The sequence below is a fragment of the Blastococcus sp. SYSU DS0973 genome (assembly GCF_054051055.1).
The window spans coordinates 270,224-287,664 of record NZ_JBJHAN010000003.1; the positions used below are offsets into that span (position 1 = coordinate 270,224).

The window sequence follows — 17,441 nt, forward strand, 5'->3', positions numbered from 1 at the left end:
GTGGCGTGGTGTGCGCTGCGTCACACTATTACTGACCACCCGGTCAGTACCAGGAGGTGCCATGGTCGTCGCGTCGGGGATCGATGGGCCACCGGCCGACGAGGTCAGCCTGCAGGCGCTGTTCGACGCCACCATCGCCGCCGGCTCACGGATCGAGCCGCGGGACTGGATGCCGGAGGGCTACCGGCGGACGCTCGTGCGCCAGATCGCCCAGCACGCCCACTCCGAGATCATCGGCATGCAGCCCGAGGGCGACTGGCTGCTCGCCGCACCGAGCCTGCGCCGCAAGGTGATCCTGCTGGCCAAGGTGCAGGACGAGGCGGGCCACGGCCTCTACCTCTACGCGGCGGCTGAGACGCTGGGCGCCGACCGGGCCGACCTGACCGACAAGCTGATCGAGGGCCGGCAGAAGTACAGCTCGATCTTCAACTACCCGACACCGACCTACGCCGACGTGGGCGTGATCGGGTGGCTGGTCGACGGCGCGGCGATCTGCAACCAGGTGCCCCTGTGCCGGTCCTCGTACGGCCCCTACGCCCGGGCGATGATCCGGATCTGCAAGGAGGAGTCGTTCCACCAGCGGCAGGGCTACGAGCTGCTGATGACGATGATGGGCGGCACCGCGGAGCAGCGGGCGATGGTGCAGGACGCCGTCGACCGGTGGTGGTGGCCGTCGCTGATGATGTTCGGCCCGCCCGACACCGACAGCCCGAACACAGCGCAGTCGATGGCGTGGGGCATCAAGCGGCACAGCAACGACGAACTGCGCCGGCGCTTCGTCGACATGACCGTGCCCCAGGCGGAGTTCCTCGGCGTGACGCTGCCCGATCCGGAGCTGTCCTTCGACCCGGCGAGCGGACGCTACCGGTTCGGGGCCATCGACTGGGCAGAGCTGAAGCGGGTCATCAGCGGCGGCGGGCCGTGCAACGCCGAGCGGATCGCCCGCCGGCGCGCGGCCCGGGACGACAACGCCTGGGTGACCGAGGCGGCGACCGCCTACGCCGCGAAGCAGGCGGGGACCCCGGCATGAGTGACCTGACGGCCGAAGGCGGCCACGGCGCCGTCCCGACGGCGTCGGAGGTGCCGGTGACCCCGGCCCGTCGGGCGGTGCAGCGCGACTGGCCGCTGTACGAGGTGTTCGTCCGTGGCAAGCGCGGTCTCAACCACGTGCACGTGGGCTCGCTGCACGCCCCCGACGCCGAGATGGCGGTGCACGCCGCGCGGGACCTCTACACCCGGCGCAACGAGGGCGTGAGCATCTGGGTGGTCCGGGCCGCCGAAATCACCGCGTCGAGCCCCGACGAGAAGGACCCGATGTTCGCCCCCAGCGGCGACAAGGTCTACCGCCATCCGACGTTCTACGAGATCCCGGCCGACGTCCCGCACATGTAAGAGGCCCCCTCCTCCCCCACACCTCGGCGCGGGGACCCTGGAAGGGCCACCCACGGAGGTCACCATGCACGAGGAGACCGTGTACGACGCGCTGTCCAACGCGCAGGAGGATGCCGGCCACTGGGCCTTCGGCACCGGGTTCGACGACCCGCTGGCCGGGGTCGACACCACCGTCCCCGACGGCGTCGACCCCGCCGATGTCGGCGCCTACTGCCTGATGCTCGGCGACGACGCCCTGGTGCTCGCCCAGCGGCTGATCCAGTGGGTGACGGCCGCGCCCGAGCTCGAGGAGGAGGTCGCGATCGCCAACACGGCGCTCGACCTGCTCGGCCAGTCCCGGCTGCTGCTGGCCCGGGCCGGATCGGTCGGGGTGCTCGGCCGATCCCGGAACACGGCCACCGCCTCCATCCCCGACGAGGACGCCCTCGCCTACTTCCGCGACCCCGGCGAGTTCCGCTGCACCGCGCTGGCCGCGGCGGAGAACGGCGACTTCGCGCAGACGATGGTCCGGCTGCTCGTCGCCTCCACCGTGCGGCTCGCCGTCTTCGCCCGGCTGCGCGGATCGCGGGACCCGGTGCTCGCCGCGATCGCCGCCAAGGGCGTCCACGAGCTGGCCTACCACCGCGACCACGCCGCCCGCTGGGTGCTGCGCCTCGGCGACGGCACCGCGCTGTCCCACCGCCGGGCCCAGGCCGGCGTCGACGCGGTCTGGCCTCTGCTGGGCGACGTCCTGGCCGCCACCGAGGTCGAGCGGAGGCTGGTCACCGCGGGCGTCGCCGTGGACCCGGCGGACACCGCCGAGGAGGTGACCGGCGTGCTCCGGCAGGTGCTGGAGCAGGCGACCCTCCGGACGCCGGCCTGGCCGGCCCGGACGCCGCCGCGCGGGCGGGTGGGGAAGCACGGGCCGGAGTTGACCGAGCTGCTCACCGGGCTGCAGGGCCTGGCCCGGGAACACCCGGCGGCGACCTGGTGAGGCCGGTGCCCGTGACCCTCGACCCCCGCGCGATCGCCGAGACGGTGACCGATCCCGAGCTGCCGATGCTCACGCTCGCCGACCTCGGCGTACTGCGCGACGTGCGGGAGGAGGAGGGCACGGTCGTCGTCGAGATCACGCCCACCTACAGCGGGTGCCCGGCCATGGGTGTGATGCGCGCCGACCTGCTGCACGCGCTGCACGCGGCCGGCTTCGCCGACGTCGACGTCCGCACCGTGCTGTCCCCGGCCTGGAGCACCGACCGGATCACCGCCACGGGACGCCGGAAGCTGGCCGAGGCCGGCATCGCCCCGCCGGGCCCGGCCCCGGAGCCCGCCCCCGGTCCGGTGCCCCTCCAGCTCGGCCGGGCCCGGCGCACGGCCGACTGCCCGCTGTGCGGATCGCCCGACACCGACCAGCTCAGCGAGTTCGGCGCCACCGCCTGCACGGCGCTGCGCCGCTGCCGCAGCTGCCGGGAGCCCTTCGAGCACGTCAAGGAGATCTGAGTGGCGCGACAGGGAGCGGGCACCCGCCGTCGCCCGCGGTTCCACCCGCTGACGGTGGCGCGCGTGGACCGGCTGACCGACGACGCCGTGGCGGTCACCTTCGAGGTCCCGCCCGAGCTCGCCGAGGAGTACGCGTTCCGGCCGGGCCAGGCGCTGACCCTGCGCCGTGTCGACGGCGACCGCGACGAGCGGCGGTCCTACTCGATCTGCGCGCCCGTGGGCGCGCCGCCGCGGGTGGGCGTCCGCGAGGTCCCCGGCGGCTTCCTCTCCACCTACCTCGTCCACCAGGTCCGCCCCGGTGACGCGATCGAGGTGCTGCCGCCGTCGGGCACCTTCACCGCCGACCTCTCCACGCCGGCCGACCACGTCTTCATCGCCGCCGGATCGGGCATCACGCCGGTGCTGTCGCTGGCCGCGACGGTGCTGGCGGACGGTGGGTCGACGGTCACCGTCCTGTACGGCAACCGGCGCACCGACACCGTCATGTTCGCCGACGAGCTCGCCGACCTGAAGGACCGCCACGGCCCCCGCCTGCAGCTGGTGCACGTGCTCTCCCGCGAGCCGCGCGGAGCCGAGGTGACCAGCGGCCGGCTCGACCGGGACCGGCTCGGCACCCTGCTGGGCCACCTGGTCGACGCTGCCCATGTGGACCACTGGTGGCTCTGCGGACCGCACGGGATGGTGCAGGACGCCCGCGAGCTGCTGACCGCGCTGGGGGTGCCCGGATCACGCGTGCACCAGGAGCTCTTCTTCGTCGACGACGTCCGACCCGAGCCGGTCCGCGGCGACGAGCGGACCGTCGACGGGCCGAGCGCCCAGGTGACCGTCGTCCTCGACGGGCGGACGACGACGATCGCCGTGCCCCGGGACGTGCCGTTGCTCGACTCGGCCCAGCAGGTCCGCGGCGACCTGCCCTTCGCCTGCAAGGGCGGCGTCTGCGGCACCTGTCGCGCCCACGTCACCGACGGGCGGGTCGAGATGCGCCGCAACTACGCGCTCGAGCCGGACGAGGTGGCGGCCGGCTACGTGCTCACCTGCCAGGCCGTGCCGGGAAGCGACGCGGTCACCGTCGACTTCGACGCCTGACCGGCAGCGCCGCCCGGCTCACGACTCGGTGCGCACCTGGCTGGCGGCGAGGTAGGGCTCGTCCTCCCACTCCTCGAACGCCTCGTCGGGCAGGTCCGCCCCCAGCGCGTCCTCGGCCTCCGCGAGCGAGAACTCGTCCTCCGGCTGAGCTGCGACCACCACCTGGTCCCCCGGCGCGAGCGCCGGCTCGGTGCTGGTGAGCACCAGGATCGGCTCGACGTCGGCACCGTCCGGCCCGCTCATGGTGAACGCCACCGGCGAGACGATGCTGACCACCTCGCCGGTCAACGTCACCTCCACGTTGGTGTACGCGTCGAGGTCCTCGCGGAACTCCGCCGTGTACGCCCCGTCGTAGGGGTCCTCGAGGTCGCCGGACGGGCGGATGTCGGGATCGGCGGCCGTGGTGGGCTCGCCGCCCCCGCCCTCCGCGTCGTCGACGCCCGAACAGCCGCCGAGGACGGCGGTTCCCAGCGCAGTGACCAGGAAGGCGCCGGCGATGCGCGGCGCGCGACCCCGGGCCAGGGGCAGGGTGCGGAACGCCACGCCGCTCACCCGTTCCGTGGGGCGAGGGGCGCGGGGGCGTGCGCCCCGGTCGTGGGCCGGCTGGTCTGCATGGACGTCGTTCCTTCCGGGCCGGGGTCCGGCCACGGGGCTTCCCGCGGCCGGTGCTGTGCTGCCGCTGGTGCTGCCCCGGCAGGGGCGGCACCCTGCCGCGCCCGCCACTTCGTCACGGTTCCGCAAAGACCGGGGGCGCCCCGCAGCGGCCGGTCATTGCGGAACCGTGACGGCGGTCGGCAGCGGTTCCCGGCCGCCACCGCGTGGCCCGCCGCGGCGGGCTCGGCCCTACATGACGAGCGCGTGGCGATCCCGTCGCCGGAGGAGTCGGCGGAACGGCGGCGGGCACCGCCCGACGGCGGCACACGGCCGCGCCCTGCACCCTGGAGGCACCCCGACATGTTGCGCTGGACCCTGCGGATCGCCATGGCGCTCGCGGGGGCGCTGGCGCTGCTCGTGGCCTACGGCGTCCTGGTGGAGCCGCGGCTGATCCTCGACGAGGAGCACCTCGACGTCCCGCTGCCCGGCCTCGTCACCGCTGCCGACGGCACGGAGGTCGGGGTCGTCACCGACCTGCAGATCGGCATGTGGTGGTCCAACACCGGCATGGTCGAGCGGGCCGTGGAGCGGATCGTCGACGCCGATCCGGACCTGGCGCTCCTCGGCGGTGACTACGTCTACAGCAGCGACCCGAGCATCCCCGAGCAGGTGGCCGGGGTCATGCAGCTGCTCGACCCACTGGTCGAGTCGGGCATCCCCACCTTCGCCGTCCTGGGCAACCACGACTACGCCGTCGGTGCGGCCGAGGAGCTGACCACCGCCTTCGAGGAGGCGGGCATCACGATGCTGCGCAACGAGGCGGCGCCGGTGCCCGGCACCGGGACCGGTGCGCAGGCGCTGCACGTGGTGGGGATCGGCCCCGTCGTCCCCGGGGAGGTCGACGTCGAGACGGCCCTCTCCGGCGTGCCGGACGACGCCCCCCGGATCGTGCTGTCGCACAACCCCACGGCCTTTCCGGAGTTCCCGGCCGGCACCGCCCCGCTGGCCCTCGCCGGGCACACCCACTGCGGCCAGATCGCGCTGCCGGGCACGCCGACGTGGTCGTACCTGGCGCTGACCGACGAGGAGAAGATCGTCGCCAAGGGCTGGGCCCCCGAGGAGTACGGCGCGGAGGGCAACCGGATGTTCGTGACCTGCGGCATCGGGTTCAGCCTCGTGCCGATGCGGATCAACGCCCCGCCGGAGGTCGCCTTCTTCGAGCTGCGCCCGGGGGACTGACCGGCACGGTCATTCCTGCCACTCCCAGCCTGCGTCCTGCACGAGCTGCCGCAGCCGGGCGCGGCGCGGAGCCGCGGCGTCGACGGCGCGCCGCCACTCCGCCGCATCGCCGAGCGGTATGCCCGCGTCGATCAGCCGGCGGAGCCCGGGCTCGGGCGGCGGCCCCGCGTCGTGCAGGGGTGTCCGGCCGTGCGACGCGGTTGCCACGTAGCGGTCGATGACGCGGCGGACCGGCAGCACCGCTGCGGCGGGCGGCCGCAGCTCCGCGGCGACCGCCGCCCCGAGGACCAGCAGCGCGTCGTCGAGCCGGGCGATCGCGACCGGCGCCGACGCGGTGGCCCGCGCGCTGCGGAAGTAGTGCAGCACGGGGTAGGCCAGGTGCTGCTCGGCGACCGAGGCCAGCTGCGCCGGCAGCTGCAGGAGCTGCTGGGTGAGGACGGGGCTGAACCGGTCCCCGTCCCAGCCGCCGACCACCATCCGTTGGGCGCTGTCCCCCAGCCCGTGCAGCTGGGTCGCCACCGCCCCCCGGGCGACGACCGCGTTCATCACGGAGAACAGGTACGTGATGGAGAGGGTGACCAGCGCGAGGCCGCTGAAGCTGGCGAGAGAGGTGATCACCCGCCAGGCCGGATCGGTGGCGACGAAGTCGCCGACGCCGAGGGTGGACACCGCGTAGCCCGCGAAGTAGGCGACGTCGGCGGCCGATCCCGGCCGGCCGGTGCTGGCCTCGGCCACCGAGCCGCTGCCGAGGAAGATCAGCGACCAGCCGGCCCAGAAGAGGACCACCCACAGGGCGACGGTCGCGCCCATCAGGACCGGGCCGGCCGCGCTGAGCAGGCGCGGCCGACCGCCGCCCCGCCGGTGGAGCCGGAGCAGCACGCGCCACGCCGCCGCGAGCAGCCGCCGGGTCAGCGGACCGGCGCCCTCGCCGAGGGCGAGCGTGGTGGCGCTGACGTCCCACACCACCAGGGCGACGGCGAACACCCCGACGAGGACGAGGAGGACGTCGCTCACCGCGCACGGACCTCCGGGGGCCCGCCGCGACCACGTCGGCCGGGACGTCTCCTGCGGGTCATCTGCACGTTCTCCTCCTCCGCCGCGGCGGTCTCCACCCGGCTCGCCCAGGACGAGGTAGCCCACCCCGGCGCTCGGGACCCAGTCATCATGCAGTCGTCACATGGTCCCGCCCGGACCGGCACCCGCCCGGGCGCTCCGCGCTGCAGGCCGCCGGTGCGGTCGTCAGACTGGGGGCATGTCGCGGTCCGTGCTGATCATCGAGGACGATCCGCGGATCCGCCGGATGCTCCAGATGACGCTGCAGCGGGAGGGGCTCGAGGTCACCGAGGCCGGCAGCGGCGAGGACGGGCTGGCGCGGCTGGCGGAGAACACGTTCGACGTCATCCTGCTGGACCTCATGCTGCCCGGGAAGGACGGTTTCGAGGTCTGCCGGGAGATCCGCCGCACCTCCAACACACCGGTGATCATGGTGACCGCGCGCTCGGACAGCCATGACGTCGTCGCGGGCCTGGAGGCCGGCGCCGACGACTACGTCTCCAAGCCCTTCGTGGTCAAGGAGCTGTCCGCGCGGATCCGGGCCCTGGCGCGGCGTACCCGGGCCCCGGAGCCGCGCACCCGGCTCCAGGTGGGCGACCTGGAGATCGCACCGGCGGACGGCACGGTGACGCGGGGCGGGGAACTGCTCAACCTCACGCGTACCGAGTTCCGGCTGCTGTGCGAGCTGGCCGCCGAGCCCGGACGGGTGCTCAGCCGCGAGGAACTCCTCGAGCGGGTGTGGGGCTACGACTACTTCGGCGACTCCCGCCTGGTCGACGTCCACGTGCGCCGGTTGCGGAAGAAGATCGAACCGGAGCCGGGCAACCCCACGCTGGTCACCACCGTGCGCGGCATGGGCTACCGAGTACCGGAGTGATCGCCCGGCACGACCACCAGGACGGTCGGCCGGCCCGGTCCCTCCGGCCGCGGACGCTGCGGGGGCGGGCCGCCGTGGCGTTCGCCGCGGTCACCTTCGTGCTCTCCGGCGTGCTGGCCATCGCCGTGTGGGTCGGTGTGTCGCAGTACCTGCTCGTCCAGCGGGAACGCGTCACCCTGATCCAGGCCACCGACAACGCGGCGCAGGTCCAGCGCGCCCTGTCCACCGAAGGGCTCGGCGTCCCGCAGGTGCTCGCCCAGCTACCGCGGGAGACCGGGTCGACGTCGCTGCTCGTCGACGACGGCGCCTGGACGACCACCTCGCTGCTGGTCGGCCGGGACGCCCTCCCCGAGCAGCTGCGCGAGACGGTGGTCGCCGGCACGCCCGCGCGGCAGCGGATCGAGGTCCAGGGCGAGACGATGATGGCCGTGGGCATCCCGCTCGCGGAGCTCCGGCAGGCCTACGTCGAGGTCTTCCCGCTCGACGAGCTGGACAAGACCTACCGCGTGCTGGCGACCGTGCTCGCCGTCGCGGTCCTGGGCACGGTGCCCCTCTCCCTGCTGGTCGGCTGGTACGTGACCCGCCCGACCCTGCGCCCGCTGGACCGCATCTCCAGCGCGGCCGCCGCCGTCGCCGGCGGTGCCCTCGACACGCGCATCGACCCCCGGGGCGACCCCTCCCTCGTCCCGATCGCCACCTCGTTCAACCAGACCGCCGACGCGCTGGAAGCGCGGGTGCGCAGCGACGCCCGCTTCGCCGCCGACGTCAGCCACGAGCTGCGCAGCCCGCTCACCACCATGCTGGGCGCGCTGGACCTGGTGGACGCCACCGCCGACCCTGACGACCCGCACCAGGCCGAGGCCCTCGCCCTGCTCCGCTCGGAGGTGGTCCGCTTCGAGCGCCTGGTCGCCGACCTGCTGGAGATCTCGCGGGCCGACGCCGGCAGCGCCGACCTGGTCGCCGAGCCGGTCCGCCTGGCGTCGCTGACCGAGGCCGTGGTCGCCCGGCACCGCCTCGACGGCAGCGCCGCGGAGCTGCTCACCGTCGAGGACGCCGCCCGCGACGTCCTCGTCTGCGTCGACAAGCGACGGCTCGAACGGGCGCTGACCAACCTGCTGGACAACGCCGACAAGCACGGCGGCGGCGTCACCGCCGTGATCGTGGACCGGCACGGCGACACCGCCATGGTGTGCGTGGACGACGCCGGCCCCGGCGTCCCGGAGGACGAGCGGGAACGGATCTTCGAGCGGTTCGCCCGCGGGTCGGGCAGCATCCGCACGCGGACCGACGGCTCCGGCCTCGGGCTCGCGCTGGTCACCCGGCACATCACCGCCATGGACGGGCGGATCCGGGTCAGGAACAGCCCGTCCGGCGGCGCCCGCTTCGTCGTCGAGCTGCCCGTGGAGACGCAGTCGTGAGGGCCCTCGCCGTGCTGCTGTGCGCGCTCGTGGTCCTCACCGGCTGCGGGGTGGACCCCCAGGACCGCCCGCAGGTGCTCACCATCCCGGTGCCCGAGGTCAGCGAGACCGGGGGGCAGCCCCCGGCGAACGGCCCGACCCTCACCGTCTACTTCGTCCGGGGCACCGTCCTGGCGCCGGTCGAGCGCGCGACGGACGTCGTCGACGCCCCGTCCGCGCTCAGCCAGCTGAACCTGGGGCCCACCCGTGCCGAGGTCATCGGTGGGCTGCGCACCGCGCTCGCGCCGCAGACCCTGCGGGTCGACGAGGGCGTGCCCGGTGGCATCACGTCGGTGTCGGTGACCCGGGAGTTCACCGGAATCACCGGGGGCAACCAGCTGCTCGCGGTGGCCCAGGTCGTGTGGACGCTCACCGACCTGCCGGGCACCACGCAGGTGCGGTTCCTGGTCGACGGGGTGCCCGTGGAGGTGCCCACCGACGGCGGGCTCACCGAGCAGCCGGTGAGCCGCACCCACTTCCGGTCCGTGGCGCCGGTGAGCGGTCCCGACGACGACCGGCCGCCGTCCGGGCCGCCCGCCACGGAGACCGAGTGACCGGCCGGTCCCGCCGTCGTCAGGCGGTCGGGTCCCCGTCCGCAGCAGCACCCGCTCGGTGCTGGTCACCCTGGTCACCGACGGAGCGGAGGCGGCGGTCATGATCGTCGGCATGGTCCTCGAGATGCGGCGGTGACGGGGTGACGCGGATCAACCCGGTCGGCCGGCTCTGGCGGCTGGCCCGCGGTGCCCTCTGGCCGCTGCCCCTCTTCGCCGTGACCCTCGCCGTGGCCGTCGGGGTGATGCTGCCGCTGCTCGACGAACGCCTGGGCACCGCCGACGAGGGCTCGCCGCTCGCATTCGTCTTCGGCGGCGGACCGGCCGCCGCGCGTGACCTGCTGGCCGCGATCGCCGGCTCGCTGATCTCGGTCACCGGCGTCACCTTCTCGCTGACCGTGGTCGCCCTGCAGCTGGGCAGCAGCCAGTACTCCCCCCGCTTGCTGCAGACGTTCGTCACCGATCCGGTGGTGCAGGCGACCCTCGCCCAGCTGACCGGGACGTTCGTCTACGCGCTCACCGTGCTCCGGACCGTCCGGACGTCGGAGGCGACGGTGGACGGCTCGGCGTTCGTGCCCCGCCTGTCGATCACCCTGGCCTTCCTGTTCTCCCTGGGCAGCGTGGCGGCCCTGGTGGTGTTCCTCGGCCACCTCGCCCGGATGCTGCGGGTGGAGACGATGCTGCGCAACGTCCACGACGAGGCCGTGGCCACGATCGAGCGCACGGCGGAGGACCCGGACGACGCCCCGCCGGAGCTGCCCGCCGGCCCGGGCACGCCCGTCGAGGCGCGCGCCAGCGGCTTCGTCGTGGCGGTCGACGAGGAGCGGCTGGTCGCCGAGGCGCGTGACCGGGACCTCGTCGTGGTCCTGCGGCCTCGGATGGGCGACTCGGTGGTGGCGGGCACACCGCTGGCCCACGCCTGGGTGCGCGCCGGGGGCCCGGTGCGGGACGCGGACGAGCTGGCGGAGGTCGTCACCGGCGCGGTCGCGCTGTCCTACGAGCGGACCCCGGAGGAGGACGCCGCCTACAGCGTGCGCAAGATCGTCGACATCGCCGGGCGAGCCCTCTCCCCCGGCATCAACGACCCGACGACGGCCGTGCACGCGCTGTCGCACCTCTCCGCGCTGCTGGGCGACATGCTGCCCCGCCACTCGCCGACGCTGGTCCGCCGGGACGCCGACGGCGTCGTGCGCCTGGTGGTCCACCGCTGGACGTCCGGGGAGCTGCTGCGGCTGGGGCTCGAGGAGACGCTCGAGTACGCCTCCGGGCAGCCGGCGGTGCTGCGGCGGATCGCGGGGCTGTTGCGCGAGCTGGCCTGGCGCGTGCGCGGGCACGGGCTGGACCGCGACCTCGCCGTCCTCGTCGAGCGCACCACGACCCTGGCCGTGGAGACCACCGCGATCGACGACCGGGAGGCCGCCCTGTGGCGCTCCGGCGTCGAGGACGCGCTCGCGGGCCGGTGGTCGGTCGCGCCCGAGCCCCATCGCCGGCCGTCGGACCAGGACGCACCGGCCGGCTGAGCACCGCCGCCGCCGGGCCGACGCGCCGAGGGCCGGCGGGTCACAGCTGGGGGCGGACCCCCGCCTCCCGGATGAGGTCGCCGGGGTCCAGCGGGCCCTCGCCCGCCATCGCCGAGCGGCCGGCGCCGCGCCGGCCGACGGGGATGACGGTCCGCTCCCGGGCCCCCTCCAGCTCCAGGGCGAGGGCCGCGTAGATCGCCAGCACGGCGAGCCCCACCCCGACCCAGCCGGCCGTCGTCTTCCAGGCGGCGGAGCCGGTGAGCTCGTAGATCCCGGTGACGGCGAACCGGGTGGCGGCCAGGGCCATCACGGCCGCGGGAACGACCTTGCTGCTGACCGCCGCGGCCGCCGGCACGAGCATGGCGGCGGCGCCCACGAGCAGCAGCGTGCCCAGCCCGGGGCTGACCTGGCCCGGCCGGGTGCCGAGGGTGGTGAGACCCGCGACCGCCCAGGTCCCGCTGAGGACGCCCATGCCGGTCGCGGCCACGGGATCGCGGCTCAGGAATCCGAACACCGACGCCAACAGCTGGAGCGGCACGGTGGCGAACAGCGCGGTGTAGCCGGCGACCCGCCCTTCCTCGGGCGGCACCCAGCCGAGCTGCACCGCGCTGAACACCGTGGTGGCCAGCGCCAGCGCCAGGAAGCCGAGCGGCAGCGGCGTGGCCAGCGGGCGGAGCACGACCTGCGTCCCCGTCGGCGTGGCACCCGCGCCGGTGCTCAACTGACCAGCACCTGGGTCGCCGACTCCTTGAGCTTGCCGTTGGCCCACCGGACCTGGCGGAGCGTCTGCGGGTGGCACCGCTGGGCGAGCTCGAGCAGCTCCTTCTTCCGCGCGCCCTGCGCCCCCTGGGCCAGCAGCTCCCAGTCCAGCGACGTGCCCGACGCCTCCCGGTAGATGTGCCGCAGGTCGGCCAGCAGCAGGAGCCCTGGCGCGCTGCTGCGACCCATCAGGTCCGAGGCCTTCTGCCGGGTCTTCTCGAGGATCGTCGGATCACCCTCGGGCTCGGGGTCCAGGGCCAGCCCGAACTCCTGGCCGATCTCCGCCAGGGCGCGCACGTGGTCCTGCGACCACCGGGCGATGTCACGCGCCACGTGGAAGACCTCGTGGTCGGCCTTGTGCCGGTCCGACATCGCCAGCAGGGCGCCGGCGAGGTGGTTCTCCGACCTGTGCAGCTCCTCGATCGCCAGCCTCAGCTTCATCGGGCACCTCCGGACACGCTCACCAGCTCCTCGGTGGCCACGGCGGCCTCGCCACCGGTCGTGGGCGGAACTCCCTCGGTGACCGGTCGCGAGCCGGTCGTGGTGGGGGCCGGCGACGGCCCGACGGCCTTCTCCAGGCGCTTCACGGCAGCGGCTGCGGTCTTGAAGATCGGCTGCTTCGAGGCCGCGTCCCAGTCGGTGAGCGTCAGCTCGTTGGCCGCCCGGCCCCGCTTCCCGGCCGGCTCGTGCCCCTCGGGTGCGTCCCAGTAGCCGTAGTGGAACGGCAGGAAGACCACCCCGGGCCGGATGCCGCTGATCCGCAGCTTGGCCTCCACCCGGCCGCGCGGCGTGCTGATCTCCAGCAGGTCCCCCTCGGTGAACCCCCGGTCGGCCGCGTCGCCCGCCGACATCTCCACCCACACCTCCGGTGCCGCCTTCTGCAGCTGGGGGGCGCGGGCGGTCTTGGTCCGGGTGTGGAAGTGGTACAGCGTCCGGCCGGTGATCAGCTGGAACGGGAAGTCCTGGCTGGGCAGTTCGTGGGGCGGCACGTACTCCGCCGCCTTCAGGACGGCCTTGCCGCCGGGGTTCATGGCCTTGTACTCGGTGGGCGACAACGGCGCACCGGTGACCAGGTCCCGGCCGTAGCTCTCGCAGTAGCCGGGATCTGCCCAGAACTGCCCGTCCACGTAGATGCGCTCGGTGCCGTCGGGGTGCTCCTCGTTGCACGGCCACTGGATGCCGCTGCCGCCGCGCAGCTTGTCGTAGCTCAGGCCGGTGTAGTCGCACGGCCGCCCGCGGGTGCAGTCCTTCCAGCCCTCGAACGCCTCCTCCGGCGTCGACCACTTGACCAGCGGCTGCCCGTCCTTGTCCTTCAGCCCCAGCCGGTGCGCGAAGTCGATGAAGATCTCGAGGTCGGGCCTGGCCTCACCCGGCGGCTCGACCGCCTTCTCCGACAGGTGCACGGTGCGGTCGACGTTGGTGAAGGTGCCGGTCTTCTCCCCCCAGGTCGCCGCGGGCAGCACGACATCGGCCAGCTGCGCGGTCTCGGAGAGGAAGATGTCCTGCACCACCAGGAACAGGCGGTCCTGGGCGAGCACGTCGCGGATCCGGCCCAGCTCGGGCAGCGAGACCGCCGGGTTGGTGGCCTGCACCCACATGAACCGGATGGAGCCCTCCTCGGCGTACCGGAACATCTGCATGGCGTGCGTCGGCGGCGAGTAGTGCGGGATGTCCATCGGGTCGACGTTCCAGACCCGCGCGAGGTCCTTGACGTGCTCGTCGTTCGACCAGTTGCGGAAGGCCGGCAGGTCGCCGTCGGCCCCCGCCTCCCGGGTGTTCTGCGCGGTCGGCTGGCCGTTCATCTGCAGGATTCCGCACCCGGGCTTGCCGAGCATGCCGCGCACGATGTGGATGTTGTTCACCTGGACGGCCGCGGCCGTCGACTGGTGGGACTGGTAGAAGCCCTGCAGCACCGACGACAGCAGCCGCTCGGCGGTGCCGATGACGCGGGCGGCCTCCCGGATGCGCTCCGCCGGCACGTCGCAGACCTCGGCAGCCACCTCGGGCGGGTAGTTCTGCACCCGGTTCACCAGCTCCTCGTAGCCGACCGCGTGCGCCTCCACGTACCCGGCGTCGACCCAGTCGTTGGCGACGATCTCGTGCAGCAGGGCGTTCATGAGCATGAGGTTGGTGCCCGGCCGCGGGGCCAGGTGGACGGTCGCCGCGCGGGCCACCGGCGTCTCCCGGGGGTCGATGCAGACGACCGCCGGTGGGGTGGGCCCGGCCAGCCGGTCGAGGACCCGGGACCAGAGCACCGTCTGGGTCTCGGCCATGTTGTGGCCGTACAGCGCGATGACGTCGGCGTGGTCGATGTCGGTGTACGAGCCCGGCTGGCCGTCGCTGGCGAAGGACTCCTTCAGCGCGGCCGCGGCGGTGGCGGTGCACAGCCGGGTGTTCCCGTCGACGTGGTTGGTGCCGATGCCGCCGTGGGCGATGAGTCCCAGGGTGTAGTACTCCTCCAGGAACAGCTGCCCGGTCGTGTAGAAGCTGATCGCGCTGGGGCCCTGCTCGTCGAGCAGCTGCTTCGCCCGGCCGACGACCGCCTCCATCGCGGTGTCCCAGTCGGTCTCCACGAGTTCGCCGTCGCGGCGGATCAGCGGTTTCGTGAGCCGGTCGGGCGAGTTGTTGGCCTGCCAGCCGTAGAGGTCCTTCGGCCCCAGCCGACCGTGGTTGACGCGGTCGACGGCGCGCCCGCGGACGCCGGCGATGCGGTCGTCCTTGACGGCGATGTCCAGGCCGTCCCCGTTGGAGTGCAGGATCGTCGCCGACTGCACCCAGCGGTCGACGTCGCCTTCGGTCAGTCCGTCGGCGAGGTGGCTGTCCACCCGTGTGGGCCAGTCCTCGCCCGGTCCGTACGGGGTGCGTGTACCCCACGGGTCCGCGATGCGGTCGGTGCGTCGCACGGTCGTCCTCCGGGAGGTCGATGGTGTTCCAGGCCCGCCCCGTGCCCGGCCGGCCGCCGGTTGCAACACCCACCTGGGCTGTCGGGAGCAGCTGACACGGTTCCGTCACATCGGCCCGGTCCCCACGGCGACACGTGCACCTGCCGCCGCGGGGGTCGGTCAGGCTTTCGCGCCGCGGGCGACGTCCTCGGCACCCACGATCCCCTCGAGCGCGGAACCGGCGCCGTACTTCTCAGCCGGGATGACGCTCAGCGAGCCGTCGCTCTCGAGCACGACTGCGGCCACGTCGGCCAGGTCGCCGGCCCCGGAGGCGCGGACCGCCTGGCGGATCTCGGAGATGCCCACCCGCACCTCCCGCATCCGGTCGCGCACCGGCTCGCCGTTCCGCAGCACCAGCGTGGGCCGGGACGTGACGACGGCCCGCAACCCCGGCCACCGGACCGTGAGCCATGCGACCACCGCCTGCAGCAGCGCCAGCAGCCCCAGGGCGACGGCGCCCTCGGTCCAGGCGACGTCGCTGCTGAGCAGGATGGTGGCCAGGGTGGAGCCCAGCGCCACGGTGACCACCAGGTCGAAGGCGTTGAGCTTGGTGAGCGTCCGCTTGCCGGAGAGCCGCAGGACCGCCACGACGGTCACGTACGCCGCCGATCCCACCAGCAGCACCCGGACCACACCGGACCATTCGTCGAACCACATGGGGTGCCCCTACCCGTCCGGCCCCGGAGTCGACGCAAATCGGTCCCGATCGTGATCTCCGGTGTCGTCCTGCTCGCCGCGGCCCTTCGGGCCGGCGACCTTGCGGTAGAGAACGCGCCCCGGCGTCGCCGTCAGGCCGTGCACCGCGGTGCTGGCCGCCACCACGAGTGTGCCGGCGACCAGGACGACCGGGTCCATCGACAACCGTTCGGACTCCAGCGTCAGGTAGAACAGCGCCGAGACACCGATCGGGCCGAACCAGCCCAGGTAAGCGGCGTCCGGTCGGGCCAGGTGCAGGGGACGGCGGAGCAGGTAGACGACGGGGGGCCGGCGAAGCACCAGTACCAGCACGGCGAAGAGCAGGCCGCCCCAGCCGAGGGTGCGCCACTCCGACCACGGCAGGATCGCACCGAAGGCCAGGAACAGCGGGAGGACGACGAACCGGTTCACCGCCTCGTCGATGCGTACGTCCGCGGTGCGCTCCCGGCCGGTGCTGACCGCGTTGAAGGCCAGGCCGCAGACGAACACCGCCAGGATCCCGTCGACCCGGATCAGCCCACCGACGCCGAGCACGGCGAAGGCCAGGACCACCGTGAAGACCAGCTCGGGCCCTGGATCGGTCGCCCCGTGCTCGGCGCCGGCGCGCAGCGCGCGGCCACCCAGCCAGCCGAGCAGCACGCCGAGCAGAACGGCGCCGGCGACGTCCCACAGCGACTCCACCAGCGCCTCACCCGTGGACAGCGGACCGGCCAGGGCGATGGCGACGAGGACCAACGGCAGGGCCAGGCCGTCGTTGGCCCCGGACTCCAGGGAGAGCAGCTGGCGGTCGCGCCCGGGCAGATCCTCCTCGGCCGGCTTGCCGGTGGCGACGGTGGAGGCCAGGACCGGGTCGGTCGGCGTCAGCGCAGCCCCGATCAGCGCCGCCACCCCGAGCCCGACCCCGAGGGTCAGCGCGGCCAGCCCGGCGGTGACGAACGCCATCGCCGGCATCACCACGGCCAGCAGCAGGAGCACCTGCCGCCAGCGGGTGCGCGCGAGGCGGAACGGGTAGCGCAGCGCCACCGACATGACCGACATCGCCAGCAGCAGCCGGGCGGCGGTGTGCAACCACGCGTGGTCCTCGAGCAGGTCGGGCAGCGGCAGCACGCCGAACACCGCCGGGCCGAGGACGACGCCGATGCCGAGCGCCAGGAGCGGCTCGCTGACCGGCAGCCGGCGGATCCAGTCCGACCACGCCGCGGCGACGAGCGCCAGGGCGCCCGCCGCCGTGAGCAGCACGTCGACGGTCATCGTGCCCCGCCGGACTCGTTCCAGACGTGCAGCACGGTGGTCAGCCCAGGCTGGCGATGAGCTCCCGGCAGGCCGTCTCGCAGCGGCGGCAGGCCTCGGCGCAGACACGGCAGTGCTCGTGCATCTCGGCGTGCTGCGCGCACTCGTCGCCGCAGGCCTTGCACGCGGCGGCGCAGGCCTCGAGGACCGCCCGGGTGAGGTTGGCGTCGTAGCCGGTGTGCCGGGAGAGGACCCGGCCGGTGGTGTCGCAGATGTCGGCGCAGTCGGTGTTGGTGCGGATGCACTTGGTCAGCTCGGCGACCATGTCCTCGCTGAGGCAGGCGTCGGCGCACGCGGTGCACGCCTGGGCGCACTCGAAGCAGGCCTCGATGCACTCGAGGAGCTTCTGCTTGTCCACCCCGCCCAGGTCCTTCGGGTAGGTCTCGAGCATCTGCGCGGCGACGGTCACGTCGGACTCCCTCACGGTCTCGGCCCGGTGCGCGGTCACGTCCGGGGGCTCTCGCCGCGGGACGCCCTACCCCGCGCCCGCGGCGGGGCACACCATC

18 protein-coding genes are annotated in these 17,441 nt (G+C 73.9%); 10 read left to right on the top strand and 8 right to left on the bottom strand.

Translation table 11 applies throughout. The features are described 5' to 3' along the window. The first annotated feature begins 61 nt into the window (after window positions 1–61). From paaA to paaE, 5 genes are all read left to right on the top strand, one after another. Window positions 62–1,030: a 1,2-phenylacetyl-CoA epoxidase subunit PaaA gene (gene paaA / locus ACI791_RS08025; protein ID WP_456585570.1), complete on the top strand. Its 969-nt coding sequence runs from the start codon at window positions 62–64 to the stop codon at window positions 1,028–1,030. Then, the gene (paaB, locus tag ACI791_RS08030) at window positions 1,027–1,392 is read left to right on the top strand and encodes a 1,2-phenylacetyl-CoA epoxidase subunit PaaB (protein ID WP_456585571.1); all 366 of its coding nucleotides are present in this window, start codon (window positions 1,027–1,029) and stop codon (window positions 1,390–1,392) included. The genes paaA and paaB overlap by 4 nt, the downstream gene beginning before the upstream one ends. Window positions 1,393–1,456: 64 nt before the next feature. Beyond that, entirely contained in the window at window positions 1,457–2,365 is a 909-nt protein-coding gene (gene paaC / locus ACI791_RS08035) for a 1,2-phenylacetyl-CoA epoxidase subunit PaaC (protein ID WP_456585572.1), read from the top strand. A 5-nt stretch (window positions 2,366–2,370) separates the two neighbouring features. Beyond that, on the top strand, window positions 2,371–2,871 hold the full coding sequence (paaD, locus tag ACI791_RS08040) for a 1,2-phenylacetyl-CoA epoxidase subunit PaaD (RefSeq protein ID WP_456585573.1): 501 nt from the start codon (window positions 2,371–2,373) through the stop codon (window positions 2,869–2,871). Then, window positions 2,872–3,957: a 1,2-phenylacetyl-CoA epoxidase subunit PaaE gene (gene paaE / locus ACI791_RS08045; RefSeq protein WP_456585574.1), complete on the top strand. Its 1,086-nt coding sequence runs from the start codon at window positions 2,872–2,874 to the stop codon at window positions 3,955–3,957. Window positions 3,958–3,975: 18 nt separating this feature from the next. On the opposite strand, the gene ACI791_RS08050 is transcribed toward paaE, so the two are convergent. Then, window positions 3,976–4,500 carry a hypothetical protein gene (locus ACI791_RS08050; RefSeq protein ID WP_456585575.1) on the bottom strand — a complete coding sequence of 175 codons (525 nt, stop codon included), beginning with the start codon at window positions 4,498–4,500 and terminating at the stop codon, window positions 3,976–3,978. A 411-nt stretch (window positions 4,501–4,911) separates the two neighbouring features. Here ACI791_RS08050 and ACI791_RS08055 point away from each other — a divergent pair, with 411 nt between their 5' ends. Next, a complete protein-coding gene (locus ACI791_RS08055; RefSeq protein WP_456585576.1) occupies window positions 4,912–5,790 on the top strand; it encodes a metallophosphoesterase in 879 nt (292 codons plus the stop codon). A 9-nt stretch (window positions 5,791–5,799) separates the two neighbouring features. Here ACI791_RS08055 and ACI791_RS08060 read toward each other — a convergent pair whose 3' ends face one another. Beyond that, window positions 5,800–6,804 (bottom strand): ion channel, encoded by a 1,005-nt coding sequence (locus ACI791_RS08060; RefSeq protein WP_456585577.1) that lies wholly within the window; start codon window positions 6,802–6,804, stop codon window positions 5,800–5,802. Between the two features lie 238 nt (window positions 6,805–7,042). Between ACI791_RS08060 and ACI791_RS08065 the strand changes: the two genes are divergently transcribed. From ACI791_RS08065 to ACI791_RS08080, 4 genes are all read left to right on the top strand, one after another. After that, window positions 7,043–7,720 carry a response regulator transcription factor gene (locus tag ACI791_RS08065; RefSeq protein ID WP_347057065.1) on the top strand — a complete coding sequence of 226 codons (678 nt, stop codon included), beginning with the start codon at window positions 7,043–7,045 and terminating at the stop codon, window positions 7,718–7,720. Beyond that, window positions 7,717–9,138, top strand: a complete 1,422-nt coding sequence (locus ACI791_RS08070; RefSeq protein WP_456585578.1) for a sensor histidine kinase — start codon at window positions 7,717–7,719, stop codon at window positions 9,136–9,138. Before ACI791_RS08065 ends, ACI791_RS08070 begins: the two co-directional genes overlap by 4 nt. Then, complete coding sequence (locus ACI791_RS08075; RefSeq protein WP_456585579.1) at window positions 9,135–9,731, top strand: GerMN domain-containing protein; 597 nt, start codon at window positions 9,135–9,137, stop codon at window positions 9,729–9,731. The genes ACI791_RS08070 and ACI791_RS08075 overlap by 4 nt, the downstream gene beginning before the upstream one ends. A gap of 140 nt (window positions 9,732–9,871) precedes the next feature. Further along, on the top strand, window positions 9,872–11,248 hold the full coding sequence (locus ACI791_RS08080; protein WP_456585580.1) for a DUF2254 domain-containing protein: 1,377 nt from the start codon (window positions 9,872–9,874) through the stop codon (window positions 11,246–11,248). A gap of 40 nt (window positions 11,249–11,288) precedes the next feature. Here ACI791_RS08080 and ACI791_RS08085 read toward each other — a convergent pair whose 3' ends face one another. From ACI791_RS08085 to ACI791_RS08110, 6 genes are all read right to left on the bottom strand, one after another. Continuing rightward, window positions 11,289–11,969, bottom strand: coding sequence for a GPR1/FUN34/YaaH family transporter (locus tag ACI791_RS08085; protein ID WP_456585581.1), 681 nt, complete (start codon window positions 11,967–11,969; stop codon window positions 11,289–11,291). Further along, on the bottom strand, window positions 11,966–12,448 hold the full coding sequence (locus tag ACI791_RS08090; protein ID WP_456585582.1) for a hypothetical protein: 483 nt from the start codon (window positions 12,446–12,448) through the stop codon (window positions 11,966–11,968). Before ACI791_RS08090 ends, ACI791_RS08085 begins: the two co-directional genes overlap by 4 nt. Next, the gene (locus ACI791_RS08095; protein WP_456585583.1) at window positions 12,445–14,910 is read right to left on the bottom strand and encodes a molybdopterin oxidoreductase family protein; all 2,466 of its coding nucleotides are present in this window, start codon (window positions 14,908–14,910) and stop codon (window positions 12,445–12,447) included. Before ACI791_RS08095 ends, ACI791_RS08090 begins: the two co-directional genes overlap by 4 nt. A 159-nt stretch (window positions 14,911–15,069) precedes the next feature. Then, window positions 15,070–15,606 (bottom strand): DUF421 domain-containing protein, encoded by a 537-nt coding sequence (locus ACI791_RS08100; protein WP_456585584.1) that lies wholly within the window; start codon window positions 15,604–15,606, stop codon window positions 15,070–15,072. Window positions 15,607–15,615: 9 nt separating this feature from the next. Continuing rightward, window positions 15,616–16,896 carry a cation:proton antiporter gene (locus tag ACI791_RS08105; protein ID WP_456585585.1) on the bottom strand — a complete coding sequence of 427 codons (1,281 nt, stop codon included), beginning with the start codon at window positions 16,894–16,896 and terminating at the stop codon, window positions 15,616–15,618. Between the two features lie 40 nt (window positions 16,897–16,936). Next, window positions 16,937–17,344: a four-helix bundle copper-binding protein gene (locus tag ACI791_RS08110; RefSeq protein WP_456585586.1), complete on the bottom strand. Its 408-nt coding sequence runs from the start codon at window positions 17,342–17,344 to the stop codon at window positions 16,937–16,939. Between the last annotated feature and the right edge of the window lie 97 nt (window positions 17,345–17,441).